Origin of the sequence: Pseudomonas sp. B33.4 (assembly GCF_034555375.1) — a bacterium.
Lineage (GTDB): Bacteria > Pseudomonadota > Gammaproteobacteria > Pseudomonadales > Pseudomonadaceae > Aquipseudomonas.
Map to the genome: position 1 here is coordinate 3766596 of NZ_CP140706.1, position 16574 is coordinate 3783169.

15 protein-coding genes and 1 pseudogene are annotated in these 16574 nt (G+C 60.2%); 7 read left to right on the plus strand and 9 right to left on the minus strand.

Annotation, left to right across the window (positions count from 1 at the left end; translation table 11 throughout):
• Window positions 1-37: 37 nt before the first annotated feature.
• Together U6037_RS16510 and U6037_RS16515 are read left to right on the plus strand one after the other, a co-directional pair.
• Window positions 38-361 (plus strand): gamma-glutamylcyclotransferase family protein, encoded by a 324-nt coding sequence (locus U6037_RS16510; RefSeq protein ID WP_322843762.1) that lies wholly within the window; start codon window positions 38-40, stop codon window positions 359-361.
• A gap of 33 nt (window positions 362-394) precedes the next feature.
• The gene (locus tag U6037_RS16515) at window positions 395-550 is read left to right on the plus strand and encodes a DUF2986 domain-containing protein (RefSeq protein ID WP_077572520.1); all 156 of its coding nucleotides are present in this window, start codon (window positions 395-397) and stop codon (window positions 548-550) included.
• Between the two features lie 12 nt (window positions 551-562).
• Here the strand turns inward: U6037_RS16515 and U6037_RS16520 are convergent.
• Window positions 563-907 (minus strand): annotated as a pseudogene (locus tag U6037_RS16520) (Lrp/AsnC family transcriptional regulator); the annotation flags it as partial.
• A 231-nt stretch (window positions 908-1138) separates the two neighbouring features.
• On the opposite strand from U6037_RS16520, the gene U6037_RS16525 reads away from it, so the two are divergent.
• Entirely contained in the window at window positions 1139-1711 is a 573-nt protein-coding gene (locus tag U6037_RS16525) for a GNAT family N-acetyltransferase (RefSeq protein WP_322843763.1), read from the plus strand.
• Here the strand turns inward: U6037_RS16525 and U6037_RS16530 are convergent.
• The gene (locus tag U6037_RS16530; RefSeq protein ID WP_322843764.1) at window positions 1649-2548 is read right to left on the minus strand and encodes an EamA family transporter; all 900 of its coding nucleotides are present in this window, start codon (window positions 2546-2548) and stop codon (window positions 1649-1651) included. The genes U6037_RS16525 and U6037_RS16530 overlap by 63 nt on opposite strands.
• A gap of 108 nt (window positions 2549-2656) precedes the next feature.
• Between U6037_RS16530 and U6037_RS16535 the strand changes: the two genes are divergently transcribed.
• Window positions 2657-3424: a helix-turn-helix transcriptional regulator gene (locus U6037_RS16535; protein WP_322843765.1), complete on the plus strand. Its 768-nt coding sequence runs from the start codon at window positions 2657-2659 to the stop codon at window positions 3422-3424.
• On the opposite strand, the gene U6037_RS16540 is transcribed toward U6037_RS16535, so the two are convergent.
• The gene (locus tag U6037_RS16540) at window positions 3421-4131 is read right to left on the minus strand and encodes a class I SAM-dependent methyltransferase (protein WP_322843766.1); all 711 of its coding nucleotides are present in this window, start codon (window positions 4129-4131) and stop codon (window positions 3421-3423) included. The genes U6037_RS16535 and U6037_RS16540 overlap by 4 nt on opposite strands.
• Window positions 4132-4345: 214 nt before the next feature.
• Between U6037_RS16540 and U6037_RS16545 the strand changes: the two genes are divergently transcribed.
• From U6037_RS16545 to U6037_RS16555, 3 genes are all read left to right on the plus strand, one after another.
• Entirely contained in the window at window positions 4346-4621 is a 276-nt protein-coding gene (locus U6037_RS16545) for a hypothetical protein (protein WP_322843767.1), read from the plus strand.
• A 168-nt stretch (window positions 4622-4789) separates the two neighbouring features.
• Window positions 4790-7174, plus strand: a complete 2385-nt coding sequence (locus U6037_RS16550) for a DUF3772 domain-containing protein (protein ID WP_322843768.1) — start codon at window positions 4790-4792, stop codon at window positions 7172-7174.
• Window positions 7175-7282: 108 nt separating this feature from the next.
• A complete protein-coding gene (locus U6037_RS16555) occupies window positions 7283-7744 on the plus strand; it encodes a DUF3574 domain-containing protein (protein WP_322843769.1) in 462 nt (153 codons plus the stop codon).
• Between the two features lie 153 nt (window positions 7745-7897).
• On the opposite strand, the gene U6037_RS16560 is transcribed toward U6037_RS16555, so the two are convergent.
• From U6037_RS16560 to U6037_RS16585, 6 genes are all read right to left on the minus strand, one after another.
• Window positions 7898-9298, minus strand: a complete 1401-nt coding sequence (locus U6037_RS16560; protein WP_322843770.1) for an APC family permease — start codon at window positions 9296-9298, stop codon at window positions 7898-7900.
• Window positions 9288-11675 carry a TonB-dependent receptor gene (locus tag U6037_RS16565; RefSeq protein WP_322843771.1) on the minus strand — a complete coding sequence of 796 codons (2388 nt, stop codon included), beginning with the start codon at window positions 11673-11675 and terminating at the stop codon, window positions 9288-9290. The genes U6037_RS16560 and U6037_RS16565 overlap by 11 nt, the downstream gene beginning before the upstream one ends.
• Before the next feature lie 427 nt (window positions 11676-12102).
• A complete protein-coding gene (locus U6037_RS16570) occupies window positions 12103-12768 on the minus strand; it encodes a sulfite oxidase-like oxidoreductase (protein ID WP_322843772.1) in 666 nt (221 codons plus the stop codon).
• A 148-nt stretch (window positions 12769-12916) separates the two neighbouring features.
• The gene (locus U6037_RS16575) at window positions 12917-13972 is read right to left on the minus strand and encodes a substrate-binding domain-containing protein (protein ID WP_322843773.1); all 1056 of its coding nucleotides are present in this window, start codon (window positions 13970-13972) and stop codon (window positions 12917-12919) included.
• 23 nt (window positions 13973-13995) lie between these two features.
• Window positions 13996-15021 carry an ABC transporter permease gene (locus U6037_RS16580; RefSeq protein WP_322843774.1) on the minus strand — a complete coding sequence of 342 codons (1026 nt, stop codon included), beginning with the start codon at window positions 15019-15021 and terminating at the stop codon, window positions 13996-13998.
• Entirely contained in the window at window positions 15014-16567 is a 1554-nt protein-coding gene (locus U6037_RS16585; RefSeq protein ID WP_322843775.1) for a sugar ABC transporter ATP-binding protein, read from the minus strand. Before U6037_RS16585 ends, U6037_RS16580 begins: the two co-directional genes overlap by 8 nt.
• Between the last annotated feature and the right edge of the window lie 7 nt (window positions 16568-16574).

Sequence of the window (16574 nt, forward strand, 5' to 3'; positions counted from 1 at the left end):
GTCAGGATTCGCCCCTTTTCGAGCGAAAGGAGCAAACGTGGAGCGTCTATTCGTTTATGGAACCCTGGGACCAGGGCGCCCGAATGAGCATGTCATGCTGAACATCGGCGGCACATGGCAAACCGCCTCGGTCAAGGGCCGTTTGGCTCAGGCAGGCTGGGGCGCGGAAATGGGCTTCCCGGGGCTGGTGATTGCCGACGATGGCGACGATATCCAAGGCTACGTTTTCTCGTCGGAAAACTTCGCCGCACATTGGGCGGGCCTCGATGAGTTCGAAGGCGGCGAATACCAGCGTGTTCTGACGCAGGTGACACTCGCTGACGGCTCGCCCCTTGATGCGTACGTTTACGCCCTTCGCTAACCGATATTCAAACTTGCAGACCGGGTAGAAAACATGAATCGTCAAAAGAAACTCAAGCAGTTGTTCAAGGAAAAGGCCAAAAAGGCCAGCGCCAAACTGGCGCCGAAAAAGCCCAAGTACATCAGCAAGGCTGACCGGGCGAAACTGGAAGCTGAAGCCGCAGAGCCAGTCGAAACCAGCGAAAGCTGAAATTCCCCTCAGCTACAACGGCAACGGCCGATCCTGCACTACTCGTTTCATCACCAGCGTCGAGGTCAGCCGCTGCACGTTGGGCAAGGTCGACAGGCTTTCGTCATACAGACGCTGGAACGCAGGCAAGTCCTCAGTGATGACGTGCAGCAAGTAATCCGGTTCGCCAAACAGCCTTTGCGCATCGACCACTTGTGCAATGTCCAGCAGCGCCGTTTCGAAGGCCTCGACCGCTGGCCGGTCACCCTCACGCAACGTGACAAAGACCATCGCAGAGAAATTGAGGCCGAGTGCGGTAGGGTCCAGTTGCGCGCGATAGCCCAGCAGCACACCGGACTCTTCCAGCGCCCGCACGCGACCTATTCTGGCTAAACGATCGCTCATGAACGGCACCTGTCCGAGAATCGCCAATCTGCATACAGACCAACGTCAAACGTTTGCATACCTTTCAACGCAACAGATCCACCAACTTGCCCTGCGAAACCCGTAGGCCGATGGTTCCATGAATCCACCTCGAAATGGATCTTTCCTTAACGTGCTGCCACCCTAAACTGACCGCACTCCCCAGATCGACCAGGAACGGAAACCATGCCTTTGCGCACCTTCGACTGCCAACCCGTCCTTGATGGAAGCACGCTGAAACTCAGGGCGTTGATCTTCAGTGATTTTCAAGCACTGTTTCTGGCGGCCAGTGATCCACTCATCTGGGCCGGTCACCCCGCCAGCGATCGCTATGAACGGCCAGTGTTTGAAGCATACTTTGCTGCACGCCTGGCCAGCGCAAAAGCACTCGCCGTCATCGATAAGGAGTCGGGGCAGATCGTGGGGATGTCCAGCTACTACACGCCGCCGGATCAACCCGCGAGTATCGCCATCGGCTATACCTTTCTGGTGCGGGCGAAATGGGGTGGCGATGCCAATCGTGAGTTGAAGCGACTGATGCTGGAACATGCCTTCAAGGTCTACGACACCGTCTATTTCCACGTCGGCCCCGCCAACCTTCGCTCGCAAAAAGCGCTGTTGAAAATCGGCGCCGGGCACTTGTATGACGCCGAATTGAACCTTTCCGGGGCACCTGCCCTGTGCAAGTGCTACGGGTTATCCAGAGCACAGTGGCTGGCGGACCCGAAGGCGCAGCAGCATGGCGTGCACGTGCCCTGATCCCAAGGGGATCGCGAGTAACACCAGCAAGATCGAAAGCCAGTCAAAGAGGCTTGGATACTGGCCGAAAATCGCTATCGAACTGAAGATCCCAAACAGGGGAATCAACAGTGACAACGGCGCGACGCGCGAAATCGGGTATTCGCGCAACAGCAGGTTCCATCCCCAATAACTGAAGTGCGTCGCCGCGAAGACCTGAAACGCGAGCGAAAAAACGGTCATCGCATTGAGCTGCGACGGCAGCGCAGTGAACGGTGCCGAACCGTGCAGCAGCCATGTCAGCAGCATGAGCGGGATCGGAGGAAACACGCTGGCCCACACCACAAACGCAAAGATCTCACGCACCTTCGAGACCTTGATCACGACGTTGCCGATGCTCCACGCCAGGGCGCTGCCAATGACCAGTGCCAAACCGGCCGTCGAGGCGTCGCCGGGCCGACTCAGTACGATGCCTGTCAGGCCTGATGCGGCCAGCAAGGTGCCAAGCCATTGCAGCCGTTCCAAACGTTCGCCGAAAAAAACCACACCCCAGCCCAAAGTGAAAAACGCACTGAACTGGATCAGCAGCGATGCGGTTCCGGGGGGCACGCCCCACGCGATGCCCAGGTTGATCAATGCCCACATGGCCACACCGAAAATCAATCCGTAGGCAGCCAGCCAGCGAAACGCCACGCGTGGACGCTCGACGAAGAACACCCAAGGCAAGGCAGCCAACGTGAAACGTAGCGCGGTGAGCAACAGCGGGTCGATCGCGGCCAGTCCGAGTTTGGTCACGGGGAAGTTCAATCCCCAGACAGCCGTCACCAGAACGGCGAGTAGCAGATGTTTCTTTTGCATGTTCGATCTTTCCCGGTGCCGAGCGGAAGTACTCGGACGCGGAGAAATATGCAGGCAATTGTCATGGCCTGCTTTCAGTCACAGGCCAACTTTCATTAGAATCGGGCCATGCGAGAAATCACCCGCCATCCCTATCAAAACACCCCGCGCGATGCCGTCGTGACCGCCATCGATTACGCGGATGGCACGCTGTTCCCGCTGCACGATCATCAGCGCGGCCAATTTGCCTACGCCGCCAGCGGCGTCATCACCGTTTTTACCGATGACGGCAACTGGGTCGTGCCGCCGCAACGTGGCATCTGGGTTCCTGCGCAACTGCCGCACTCCATGCAAATGCGCGGGCCGGTTACGCTGCACAACACCTACATCCGCAAACAAGCGGCGCAGCGCCTCGGTCTGCCGGGGCAATGCCAGGTGCTGGATGTGTCGCCGTTATTGCGCCATCTGCTGTTGAAAGCCATCGATGTACCGGCGCGCTATTCCACGCAAGGGCATGACGGCCATTTGATGGGATTGCTGCTGCACGAAATCGCCAGCATGCCCGTGCTTTCGCTCAATGCGCCGTTGCCGGCAGAGCCACGACTGGCGGCCGTGTGCCGGGCGTTTCTGCAGCAGCCTTCGCTGGAGGTCGGTATCGACGACATGGCGCAACGTGCAGGAATGAGCCGACGCACCTTTACCCGACATTTTCGATTGCACACCGGGATCAGCTTTATCGAATGGCGGCAGCAAGCCTGCCTGCTGGCGGCGATTGTCATGCTGGGCAAAGGTCAGTCGGTCACACAAGTCGCCATGGACTTGGGCTACAGCAGCTCCAGTGCGTTTGCGACGGTATTCAAGCAAGTGCTGGGGGAAGTACCAAGTCGCTACTTTTAGAGGCTGTCGCTTTTACACGCCAGCCACGCCCCCCAGAACAAACTGCTGAAAAACCGCGTCGCCTCGCCAAACCCGGCCTCACGCAGCAACGCCTGAACCGCCGCCTCGGAGTGCGGCGGATCGGCGCCTTGCAGAATCTTGCCAAGCTTGGCCTTCACCTCCTCCGCGCTCGCCCCCTGCTGCCGCCAGCGCTGCCCCCACGCTTGCAGCAATAACGGTTGACTGGCATAGGCGTAATGGTTGCCCGCGACAATCAGCGGCGCGCCCGGCTTGAGACGTGCCTGAATCGATTGCAGGATCTGGCGCTTGGGATCGTCACCGTTCAGATGATGGAGCACACCGATCAACGTCGCCGCGTCGAATGACGCATCGGCGGGCAGGTCGTCGACATGCCCGAGATGAACCTGCGTCCGATGCAGCAAGTCGTTGGCCTGCAGATGCTGCACGGCGGCTTCCAGCATCGGCGCGGAAGGATCAACGGCAATGAAACGCCACTGCGGTTCCAGCGCCGCCATCGCAATGATTTCCTGCGCCGTACCGCCGGCGCCGACCACCAGTATGTTGGCCGGGCGCGAACCGAGACTGGCGGCCAACATGCACGCCGCCAGATCGTGACAGGCATCGTAGCCGGCCAGGGCGATGCGACTTTGTCGGGCGTATTCGCTGGCGCGGGAGGTGTCGAATTTTTCTGCTGATGTTGGGTTCACGACGAGACTCCTTTCTGTTTCAGAGAAAACTACGCTGACACGCCAGATAAGAAAAATTCATTAATTTCATGCCATGCATTCCACTCGGGAATGCCGCGCGCACCCCAGTCATTAACCCCATCAATAACAACCATTAATTCAATGAAGTTCTCTTATCGATCCTGCGGCGTAAGATCGGCTCCAGACAAACCCACTACACCACGGAGCACTCATCATGAAACGCCAAGCACTTTTCAGCATCGCTTTCTCGCTCTTCGCCCTGAATGCTTTTGCCGATGCCCCTGCCACTCAGACCGATCCACTGTTCAGCGACGCAGTAGCCGCCGCGACCCAGACCGATCCACTGTTCAGCGATGCAGTAGCCGCCGCGACCCAGACTGATCCACTGTTCAGCGACGCGGTAGCCGCCGCAACCGAAACCGATCCGCTGTTCAGCGATGCCGTCGCCGAAGGTGGTTCAGACCGTTTGATTGAACGCCGCGCCGTCTGAATGCAGCGCTTCATCGCCGTCACCGAAGAAAGGCCCGACCTCACCCGTCGGGCTTTTTTCGTTTTGAAACTCTGCTCACCGGCCCTGCTCTGCCCAAAAGTTTTCCTCCTCGATCGGCTCGATCACCTAACCTCATAGACTGTGTGATTCATTCGAGCCGCCTCACCCATGCGCAACACATTGAAGTCGTTGTTTTTTGTCGTGTTCATGCTGCTGGTTGGCGGCAGTCCGCCGCTGTGGGCAGCCGACTTGCCGGCGCCGGTAACCACCGCTGCCGCGCCGTTGCCGGTGATTTCGCAAAGCGATCTGCAGGCCTTGCAACTGCGCCTCGATGGCCTCAAACAACAGATTTCCGCCGCGAACAACTATAACCAGCTCGAGGGCCCGCAGGATCGGGTGCAGGCGTTCATTCTGGATGTCGACCGGTTGTCGGCGGCGTTGTTGCCGCAGCAGGCGCAACTGGCCGTGCAGTTAGGGGTGTTGGGAGCGGCGCCAGATGCCGAGGTGGCGGCGGAACAGGCGGATATCGTCGCGCAACGGGCGTCCCTGGCGGAACAGAAGAGCAAGGTCGACGGCACGCTGAAAAGTCTCGCGGCATTGAAGCAGAGTGCCGCGGATCTTATTACGCAGATTGCCGGTATCCGCCGCACGTTGCTGGAAAGTGAACTGACGCTGGGCACTGACAGCGTGCTGAGTCCAAGTTTCTGGTTGCCACTGGTGAATCCGACCGAGGATGATCGTCAGCGTCTGCGTTTTTTCGTCGCGCAGGTGCGCGACACATGGGCCACCGTGTGGGCCCCGGGCCAACGCGTTTACACCAGTGTGCTGATGGCGTTGGCGCTGATCATCTGGACGTTCGGGCGCAGGCTGGCCGAACGCGGTCTGACCTGGGTGTGCATTTACCGCATGCCCGAGGGACGTCTGCGCCGCAGTGCGCTGGCGTTCGCCTCGGCGCTGGCGACCATTGCCACCACCGGCATTGCCTTGCAGTTGCTGTTCTATGCCTGCACCCGCCACCAACCGTTACCCCCTGTGCTGGAAACGTTTTCCGAAGAGTTCGAGAAGGTTGTATATGCCTGCGTGCTGATCACCGGCCTAAGCCGCGCGTTGCTGTCGACCGAACATCCCTCGTGGCGCCTGCCGGCGATTGCCGATCAGGTCGCGCTGGCGCTCAGACCCTACCCGCGCATTTTGTCCTGCACGCTGCTGGTGCTGGTGACGCTGGTGCAGGTCAGCAATGCCACCGGCATGAGCAGCCAGATCGTGATCGCCGGGCGCGGGGTCATTTCGATCGTCGTGCTGGCGATCGTGACGGTCCTGCTGTTGCGCGTCGGCAAAATGCGCAAGGCACTGGTCGCGGCCAATGATGCCTCGGCGGCCAACAGCACATTTGCCGGGGTGATTTACACCATCGCGAGCATCTCGATGTTTGTCTCGGCGATTGCCCTGCTCACCGGCTACGTATCACTGGCACGGTTCATCAGTTATGAGCTGGTGTGGGCGTACATTGTCTTGTCGGGTTTCTACCTGCTGATTCAACTGGTCAAGGACGTCTGTGAGCATGTGTTTTCACCCCGCCATGCGAGCGGCAAGGCGCTCAAACAGCTGCTCGGCATTGGTGATCGACGGCTTGATCAGATCGAGATTCTGCTATCGGGTTTCAGTCGGGCAGCGCTGCTGTTGCTGGCGGTCATCGCCCTGTTTGTCGGCGGCATCGGCACCACGCTCGGGCAACTGGCGAGCAACATCATGGCGATCCTCGGCGGTGCCGGGCTGCGCAAGCTGAACATCGTCCCCGGCCACCTGCTCAATGCCGTGCTGGCGCTGATGATCGGTATCTGGCTGATCCGCGCCCTGCGCCGCTGGCTCGACAATGAGTTCCTGCCCAAGACCGACATGGACCCGGGCATGTGTGCGTCGCTGAGCACGCTGTTTTCCAACATCGGTTATGCCTTTGTGATTCTGTTGACACTGTCGTCACTGGGCGTGCAGTGGACCAATCTGGCGTGGATCGTCAGTGCGCTGTCGGTGGGCATCGGCTTTGGTTTGCAGGAGATCGTGAAGAATTTCGTCTCGGGCCTGATTCTGCTGACGGAACGACCGGTGAAGGTCGGCGACTTGATCAGCATCAGCGGTGTGGAAGGCGACATCCGCCGCATCAACGTGCGCGCCACGGAAATCCAGCTCAGCGACCGCTCGATCGTCATCGTGCCCAACTCGCAACTGATCTCGCAGAACCTGCGCAACGTGACGTTGGGCGGCAGCGCCCAAGGCGTGGCGGGGCTGGAACTGGTGTTCCCGCTGGACATCGATCCTGAAGAGGTCAAGGACCTGTTGCTCAATACTTATCGGGAGAATGAAACCATCCTCGATAAACCCGCCCCTTTTGTGCGTTTCAGCAAGTTGTCGCCGGACGGGATTGCCTTGTCGGTCACCGGATATGTAGGCAGCCCGAGGATTGTCGGGGTGACCAAAAGTGACTTGTTGTTTGAAATTCTCAAGCGCCTCGGAGCGGCCGGAATCGCATTGGCGAAACCGCCGGGAACGACGTAAGCGGGTTATTCCCGAAGCGCCTAAAAGCCTGCCTTTTAGGTCTTTATTGGCGAGCAAACCGCAACCTTATACTCGATGGGTTCTCCTAACGATCAATAAGGATGTTCCATGCCTCAACGTCTTTTCCTGGCGGCTTTATTCCTCGCCGTCGCCGGTTGTGCCAGCCCTCCTCCTGCGTCCGTCCACACCCATGATCCCGCCAGTTCGACTCTGCAAGGCGATGCTTCACGGCCGGCTCAGGCGCAGTGGATTCGTACCGAGTTGTACTTTTCCGTGGGTTCGATTGATGGCAAGGAAGGTGCGGTCAGCCCGGCGCGCTGGCGCGAGTTTCTTGATCAGGAGGTTACGTCGCGGTTTCCTGATGGTTTCAGTGTGCTGGATGCTTATGGGCAGTGGCGGGACAAGGGCGCGAAGGAGCCTGAGCGCTTGAGCACCAAGGTGATTGTGATCTTGCATGAGAACAGTGCGAAGAATGGGGCCAGCATCGAAGCGATTCGACTGGCTTACAAGCGTATTACCGGGGATTTGTCGGTGCTGCGGTTGTCGCAGCCGGCGGAGGTGTCCTTCTAGAATCAGAAGCCCCTCACCCTAGCCCTCTCCCAAAGGGAGAGGGAACCGATCCGGGGATATTGAAGAAGTACGCCGACCTGAACGTGCTTCACTGAATCCGTAATCGATTTCGACCTGTATTTGCTTCACTGAATCCATAATCGACTCGGTCTTTCAGGTCGATGTATCACCCAAGACACCTCGGTCGGCCCCCTCTCCCTCTGGGAGAGGGCTGGGGTGAGGGTCCGCCTTCAAACGACTTAATCCAGCCAAAAGCACAGCCCCCACCAGCAACACCCCAATCCCGAAAAACGCCCCCACCCCCACCACCGTCACGCTGGAATACAGCATGTACAGGCACAACCCGAAAAACAGCAGCGGCAACAGCGGATACAACGGCACCTTGACCGGCCTCGGCACCTCGGGAAAACGCCGCCGCAGAATAATCAGCGCCACACTGCTCAAACTCAGAAACAGCCAGTACACCGGGGTCAGGTACTCGACCATTGTGTTGAAACCGCTCTGGGTAAAACTGCCAAACAGCACCAGCAACAACGCCACCGCACCTTCCGCCAGCAACGCTTTGCGCGGCACACCATGGCGGTCATCCCAGGCGCCAAAACTGCGCAGTTGCGGTACATCGCGCGCAGCAGCGTAAGTAGTGCGAGCGCCGACCAGCAGCGTCGAGTTGATGGTCGCAATCGCGGCGATACCGACCATCAGCAAAATCAGCATGACACCCGGCGCACCGAAGGCCCGGTTCAACAACTCGACCGCCGGTGCATTGCTGGCCGCTAATCCAGCGAATCCCAAGCCCTGAACGAACGCCCAATTCAGCGCCAGATAGATCGCCATCAATACGCTCAGCGCACCGAGCATGGCGATGAAAATCCCCCGCCGGCCATCACGCACTTCCGCCGATAATGTCGCCGCATCGCTCCAGCCGCCGAACGCCAGAAACACAAAAATCATCGCCGCCGAAAACCCCGCCATACCGGTGTTTTCCGCGACGGGCGAGACACCCGGCGCAGGCGCTTCGATACCTTGCCAGGCCAAAAAAACGCCGGCACTGGCAATGCTCAAAAAGCCCAGCGCCAACAGCCCCACCAACACAGTCTGGGTCATAAAACCAATGTGCTTGCCAGTGAGGTTGAGCAGCACCAGCGCGGCAATCACCACCCCGGCAAACAACCCCGAACCGTACTGACCCAGCGGCACCACCGCATCGACATAATCGGCAAACATGAACGCCGACAAGGCAATCCACCCGGTGTGCATCACCGAAAACCGCGACCAGGCGAACAAAAACCCCATGCGTTCGCCATACGCCGTGCGCAGAAAGTGATAGTCGCCGCCCGGATGCGGAAACGCCGTGGCCATCTCGGCAAAACACAGCGCGCCGATCATTGAGGCGACACCGCCCAGCACCCACACCAGGTAGAAATATTCCGGCCCGACATTGAGGGCCACGGTCGGCGCGGTTTTCAGGATGTCGGTGGTGATCACCATGCCCAGCGTGATCAGCAACGCCTGAAACACCGGCAGATGCCGCCCCGGCCCCGCCTCAGAAACCATAGGTGGCGCGAGCGTAGTAGTAGGCGCCGTTGGTGCCGATTGGTGAGAGCACGTCGTACGGCAGGTTGCCGCCGTAGTTGATCGCCGAACCAGAACGTTCCGGGTAGTTGTCGGTGAGATTGTTGCCGCCCACGGCAATGTTGAATTTCGGCGTAAATTTGTAAGCCACTTCGGCGTCCAGTTGCCACACCGCGCCGTAGGTTTGCTCCGGTTGCGAATCACCAAAATCGAACACCCGGGTGGTCTCGCCCTGGCGCGTCAGGCGACCGAGCAAGCCCCAGTGCTCGCTGGCCCAGTTGGCGGAAAAGATGAAACGATCCTTCGGCGCCGCGTCGGTCAAGGTGTTGGTTTCTTCGACGCCAACGAGGGCGTCATTGCCGATGCCCAGCGCCGTCAGTTGCGATGGCGTGCCTTTGGTGCTGGTGACTTTGGTGTGGTTGTAGGTGTACGCGGTGGTCAGGCCCAGTTGCCCGTCGTAGAACGGCTGATGGTAGTTGAGCACCAGTTCGGCGCCGTGGGTGCTGGTGTCGGCGGCGTTGGTGAAGAAGTTGACGTCGTGCACACCGGCGACGCCGAAGTTGTCGTTGATGTAGTTTTCCAAGGCATCGCTGCCAATGCGTTGCGACAGGGTGATGCGGTCTTTGACGTCGATGCGGAACACGTCCAGCGACGCGTCGAAGCGTTCGTTCAACTGGAAAGTCAGGCCAAGGCTGAAGTTCTTCGAGGTTTCCGGATCAAGCTTCTCGGCACCCAGCGCACGGGCGATCGGGTCGTTGACCGAGAGCACGCGGATGTCAGTCAGCGTACCGCCATCGCCGAAGTTGCTGGTGGTGTTCTGGAAGCCACTCTGCGCCAGCGACGGTGCGCGGAAGTTGTTCGACACCGCACCGCGCAGGGCCCATTGTTCGGTGAGTTTGTAGCGACCGCTGAGTTTGCCGGTGAGCTTGCTGCCGGCATCGTCGTAATGCTCCCAGCGGGTGGCGGCGTCAACGAAGAAGCGGTCAGTGAGATCGCCGGACAACTCGGCGTAAGTGCCGAACACATTGCGATCCAGATCCGACTCTTCGCTCGGCCGCAGGCCATTGGCGCCGTCGGCTCCGGAGCCAATATAGGAGGCCTCGTCACCGGCATAGGTCAGGTAGTTTTCGTAGCGGTATTCGCCGCCAACCGCCAATACAAAGGAGCGCTCGCCAAGACGCAGTTCACGGCTGAAGTCGAGGTTGGTGGTGGTCTGCCGCAGCTCGTAATCGCCGGTGTCGAACTTCGTGGGTGAGTCTTCGCCGAGGCTGACGTTAAGCGTGCGTCGGGTCGAGCCATCGAAGCGGTTGCGACCGTGGGTGACGCTGCTGTCGAAGTCCCACTCGTCACCGATCAGGCCTTTGAAACCGGCGGTGGCGGAGACGTCTTTATTGTCGCCGAGCGATTGCGGCAAGTAGCCGTTGGGGTAGAACTGCGGTTGTTCGGACGGGTAGCGATAGAACTCGGCGCCGGTGGTGTGACGCTGGTTATAGGTGCCGAAGCTGTAGGCTTTGCCGCCGGCCAGCGGCAGTTCACTGTTGAACCAGAGGTTGACGTCACGCGCAACGCCGTCGCCCATCACATAGTTGCGCTGGCCGGGGCTGTCGGCAAAACCGTCGAAACCGGCGCGGTTGGTCGGGTTGCGATCCTTGTATTCGGTGCCTCCACGGATAAACCCGCCCTCTTCGCCCAGGCGCGTACCGATCTTCGCGGTGGTGACGCTGTTCTGGCCGTCGGTGGTGGTCTTGTCGATGGCGTCCTGATGGGTGTGATAGGCGCCATAGCTGGTGGACACTTCTCCGCCCTCGGGGGCGTCGTCGAGGATGATGTTGATCACCCCGGCAATCGCGTCGGAACCGTACTGCGCGCCGGCGCCGTCACGCAGCACTTCGATGCGTTTGATCGCACTGAGCGGGATCGAGTTGAAGTCGACCGGGGCGGTACCGCGACCAATCTTCGAGGAATCGTTGACCACCGCCGACGTATGGCGGCGCTTGCCGTTGACCAGCACCAGCACCTGATCCGGGCTCATGCCACGCAGTTGCGCCGCGCGCACGTGGTCGGCGCCGCCGGAGTTGGATTGGCGCGGCAGGCTGAAGGATGGCAGCAACGTCTGCAACGCCGCGCCCAGTTCACCGTCAGCGGCGCCAGCGGATTTGAGGTCTTCGGCGGTGAGCACATCGACCGGGACCGGCGAATCGAGCACGGTGCGTGAAGTGCCACGGGTGCCGGTGACCAACACGGTGCCGAGTCGGGATTCGCTGGCAGCGCTGACGGAAGTTTCTTCGGCGTTGGCCGGAAGTTGCCAGATAGCGGACACGACAGCAGCCGCCAGTAATGAACGGGAACGGTATTGCATATAACAGCTCCTTGAATCGCAGTTAATACCCGGCCGTTGCCGACAATAAAGTTCGGCAAGCAATGCGCGGCAATGTCTGCTGTAGTTTTGGATTTCTGGAAGGCAGTAAAGCTTTTTTACGGTGAGTTGCAGTTTCCCCAACGTGAGACGTTTCCCCTTGAAAGCCGATGCTAGACGAGCTGCCGCAACTCGTAAAAGAACCAATAACGCTTAGGTTAGATCGCTCTAAAGGATTGTTCTTAGTTCAGCAGAAGTGTTGCGGGGCCAACACTTCAACCAACTAAAAACAATTTTTAGACTGAAATACGGTTCCCTGCAGGAGTGAGCCTGCTCGCGATAGCGGTATATCAGTAAGAAAGTTGTCAACTGACACACCGCTATCGCGAGCAGGCTCACTCCTACAGTTTTGATCTGCATCAGACGCTACTTAGTCGAACTCTTTTCCCAGCCAGGCATCCTCGGCAATATCCAGTTCATCACCACTGAAACGCTGTTCGGCAAACGGATCGGCGTGCAGATGAAAGCCGTTCTGCTCCCAGAACCCCGGTTGTTCCTGCTCGACAAATTCGAGCCCGCGCAGCCACTTCGCGCTCTTCCAGAAATACCGCCCCGCCACCACCAGCCGCAACGGCCAGCCATGTTGCGCGCTCAGCGGCTGGCCGGCGTAGTGGGTGGCCAACAAGCTGTCGGGGTGTAACAGATCATCGAGTCGCAAGTTGGTCTGGTAATCGTGGTCGGCATGGGCCATGACGAACGCCGAGGTTGGCTGGATATCGAACGCCTGCAACAAATCCTGCAGATGCACCCCACTCCACTCGGTGTCGAACTTCGACCAGCGTGTCACGCAATGGATGTCGCAGCGCAGTTGTCGTTGCGGCAGTGCCTGCAGGTCGGCGTAACGTAATTCGATAGGCTGTGCGAGCGTGCCGAACAGGCGCAGCGACCAGTTGGCGAGGTCGTAGTCCGGGATTTCGCCTTCGTGGAGAATTGGAAATCGCTCCGTCAGCACTTGGCCTGGGGGCAGTCGTTTACCGAGTGCCGGATCGGTTTTCGGGGAACGGCTTTTGTGTAAGCGTGCAGCTTTGTTGTGCATAGTCACTCCATTTTCAAGGGTGCCCCCAATTCCCTGTAGGAGTGAGCCTGCTCGCGATAGCGCTGGGTCAAGCGCCAAAGATGTCGACAGACCTGACGCCATCGCGAGCAGGCTCACTCCTACAGGGGATCGTTGTCGGTAGGAGGATCTAGTTGACCACCGGGATCCACGGCGCCCGCGCGACATTGGCGGTATCACCGAAGGCCGGGAGTTTCTGCGCCAGATCTCGAACGTTTTTCACATCCAGATCCAGCAACTGCTGACGGGTAATCAGCGTCGGCGGCACCAGCACCTGATGCCCCGGACTCTCCCCGGCAATCAACATCGCCAGACTGCGCACGCTGATCGCCCCCGCCACTTGCGGATTGACCGCCGCCGTCGCCGCCCAAGCGCTGTCCGGCTCTTTCATGATCTGAATATCGGCGGTGGAAATATCGGCGCTGTAGATCTTCACCTTGCTCGTCAGCCCGGCCTCATCCACGGCGATTTTCGCGCCTTTGGCGAATTCATCGAACGGCGCAAAAATCACGCTGATACCCAGGTTGGCTCGAAGCACGGCGCTGGCCTGATCTGCGACCGAGTTGGCGATCGGCGGATTCAGCGTGCCAAAGCGTGCCTTCTCGACGATCCCCGGATTGGCTTTCTTGACCTGACTCCAGACTTCATCGCGACGCTCCATCGGTGTAAAACCACTGATGTACACGTAGCCGGCATCGAACTTCGTGCCGTTGTCCTTGACGGCCTGATCCAGCGCCAGACGCGCCAGTGCATGGTGATCCTGCTCGACTTGGGTCACTTGCGGGGTGTTCAGATCGACGTCAAAAGCGACGACCTTGATGCCTTTGGCGATGGCCCGGTCAATCGGCGCTTTCAGCGTTTCTGCCAGGCCGAGCTGAACGATGATGCCGTCGACGCCCAGATCAATCGCCTGATCGATCATCTCGCCCTGACTCGCCGCCTGCTGCCGGGCATCGAATACCCGCAGGTTGGCCCCCAGCGCTTCGGTCTGCTTCTCGACACCGCGTAGATACGCCTCGGGAAAGTCCCCGGAAAACAGATACCCCACCAGCGCGATCTGCACCTGACCTTTGTCGAACGGTGCCGGCGCGCCGGGCAAGGCTTTGGCCTGAGCGCTCAGCGCCATTGCCGAGAGCAGCGCACCGGCGAGGCAATGACGGGCGAACTGTGTGATTGAACCGTGCATACAACTTCCTTGCATAAAGCGGCTCAACGCGCCCGATGCGCGAGGCCGAACGTGAACATCAGGGCCAGCACCAACACCAGTCCCTTGACGAAATCCTGCGCGTAATATGGCGCGTTGAGCATGGTCAGGCCGTTGAGCAGCGCCGCCACCAGCAGCGCCCCGACCAGGGTGCCAAAGGCGTTGGGTTTCTTCGCGCCGAGTACGGCAAAACCGATCAGCGCCGCGCCGAGAGCATCCAGCACCAGACCGTTGCCCGAACTGACGTCACCACGGCCCAGGCGCGCCGCGAGCAATAATCCACCCAGCGATGCGAGCAACGCCGAGAGCACGTAAGCCAGCAATTTGAAGCGCTGCACCGGCGCACCGGCCAAGCGTGCGGCTTGCTCGTTGCCGCCGATGGCATAGAACAAACGGCCAATGCGCGTGCGTTCGAGAAACAGCCACACGGCTAAAGCGACTGCGGCGGTAATCAGCACGGGAATCGGCACCACCTCCCACAACCGCCCACGCCCCAGCGCAAGAAACGCGGCACTGAACGTACCTTCGGTCTCTTCTCCGCTGGGCAGCGTCATGCCGACCGCAATCGAGCGTCCGCCAGTGGGAATCAGCTGCACGCCAATCACCAGAAACATGCTGCCGAGCGTCGCGAGAATGTCCGGCACCCGCAGTTTGACGATCAGCCAGCCGTTGAGCAGGCCGACCAGCGCCCCGCCCGCGAGACTGATCAACACCGCCGGCACCGCGCCCCAACCGAGCACAACCATCACGTAACTGGCGATCATCAGGCTCATCGCTGCCACCGCGCCAATCGACAGATCGAGGCCGCCGACGGCCATGGTCAGCGTCACGCCCAGCGCCAGCAGCGCGACAATCGACACCGATTGCAGGATGCTGAACAGGTTACCGACGCGCAGGAATGCCGGCTCGGCAACGCTGAAAAACACCACGATCAGCCCCAGCAGCCATAGCAGGCCGTAGCGGATCAACCCGTGCAACAGACGCTCGGCGCGTGCCGGCTTGATCGATAACAGTGAACTTGAATCAGGCACTCGCTCTGCTCCTTGGGGCTTGAGGGGAATGTTCGATCACGTCGCTGCCGGCCAGCGCGGCCACCAGATCAGCGCGATTGAGGCCGGCACGCGGGTATTCCGCGACCACGGCGTGATCGCGCACCAGCAGGATGCGGTCGGCAATTTCCAAGGCTTCATCGACGTCGGCGCAAATCACTAAAGTCGCGCGCCCCTCGGCGCTGTCGCGCAGCAGTTGGCCGATGTCGCGGCGGGCGCGCACGTCGACGCCTTGAAACGGTTCATCGAGGATCAATACTCGCCCTTCGCCGAGCAGCCAGCGGCCGAGCACGACTTTCTGTTGATTGCCGCCCGACAACGCAGTCATCGGCACATCGATACCGGCGGTCTTGATACCGAGCGCCGCCACTTGCGCCTCGACTGCTGCCGCTTCGGCGCGGTTACGGATAAAACCGCCACGGCTGAAACGCTCCAGAAACGGCAAGGTCAAGGTCCGGCGCAGGGAGAAATCAGGTATCAGCGACTGACTGGCGCGATCTTCGGCCGCGAAGAACACCCCGCTTTGAATGGCCTGGCGTGGTGAGTCCGCACGCCAGTCCGCGCCATCCAGTTGCAAGCGGCCGGAGGACGCGTTACGCAGGCCGAACAGCACCTCGGCCATTTCACTTTTACCGGCACCCAACAGCCCGGTCAGCACCACCACTTCATTCTCGTGCAGGCTCAGATCGAACGCGGCGGAGCGCGGCAGGATTTGCATGGCGCTGATTTTCAACACCTCGCGCCCGGCCACGCTTGGCTGATAAACATGCTCGGCCAGCGCCAGCCCTAGCATGGCACTCACCGCCTCCGGCAATTGCCGCGCCGTGAACTCGCCCGCGAACTGACCATCGCGCAGAACGATGGCGCGATCCGCCACGCGTTGCAGGTCGGAGAGTCGATGGGAGATGTACAGAATCGCCACGCCGCGACTGCGCAAGGTGTCGATCAAACCAAACAGGCGCTGCGCCTCGGTGTCGGAGAGCGCCGCCGTCGGCTCATCGAGAATCAGCAGGCGCGGTTGCAACGCCAAGGCCCGGGCGAGCACCACCAATTGCCGTTCGGCCTGACCGAGATGTTCGATTGGCTGCTCCAGCGGCAAGGTCAAACCCAGCCCGGCGGCGATGCTCGCGGCGCGTTTCAGCAAACGTTGGCGATTGAGCCAGAAGTCCGCGTCCGGCTTGCACAGTTCATCGAGCAGGAGGTTTTCCGCGACGCTCAAACCCGGTGCGATGCCCTCGTTGATCTGCTGGTGCACTGCGACAATGCCGAAGCGCCGCGCCGACAGCGGCGAACTGAAATGTCGCGGCGCGCCCTCCAGCCAGATCTCGCCAGCGTCGGCGGTCTGGCTGCCCGCGAGAATCTTCACCAGGGTCGATTTGCCCGCGCCATTGGCACCGAGCAACGCGACCACTTCGGCGGGATAGATGTCCAGGCTGACACGGTCCAGCGCCCGACTCGCGCCAAATAGTTTGCTTAGCTCACGTACACGAATCAAAGGCTCGCGAACGACGGCGACCGGCACACTCATACAATTC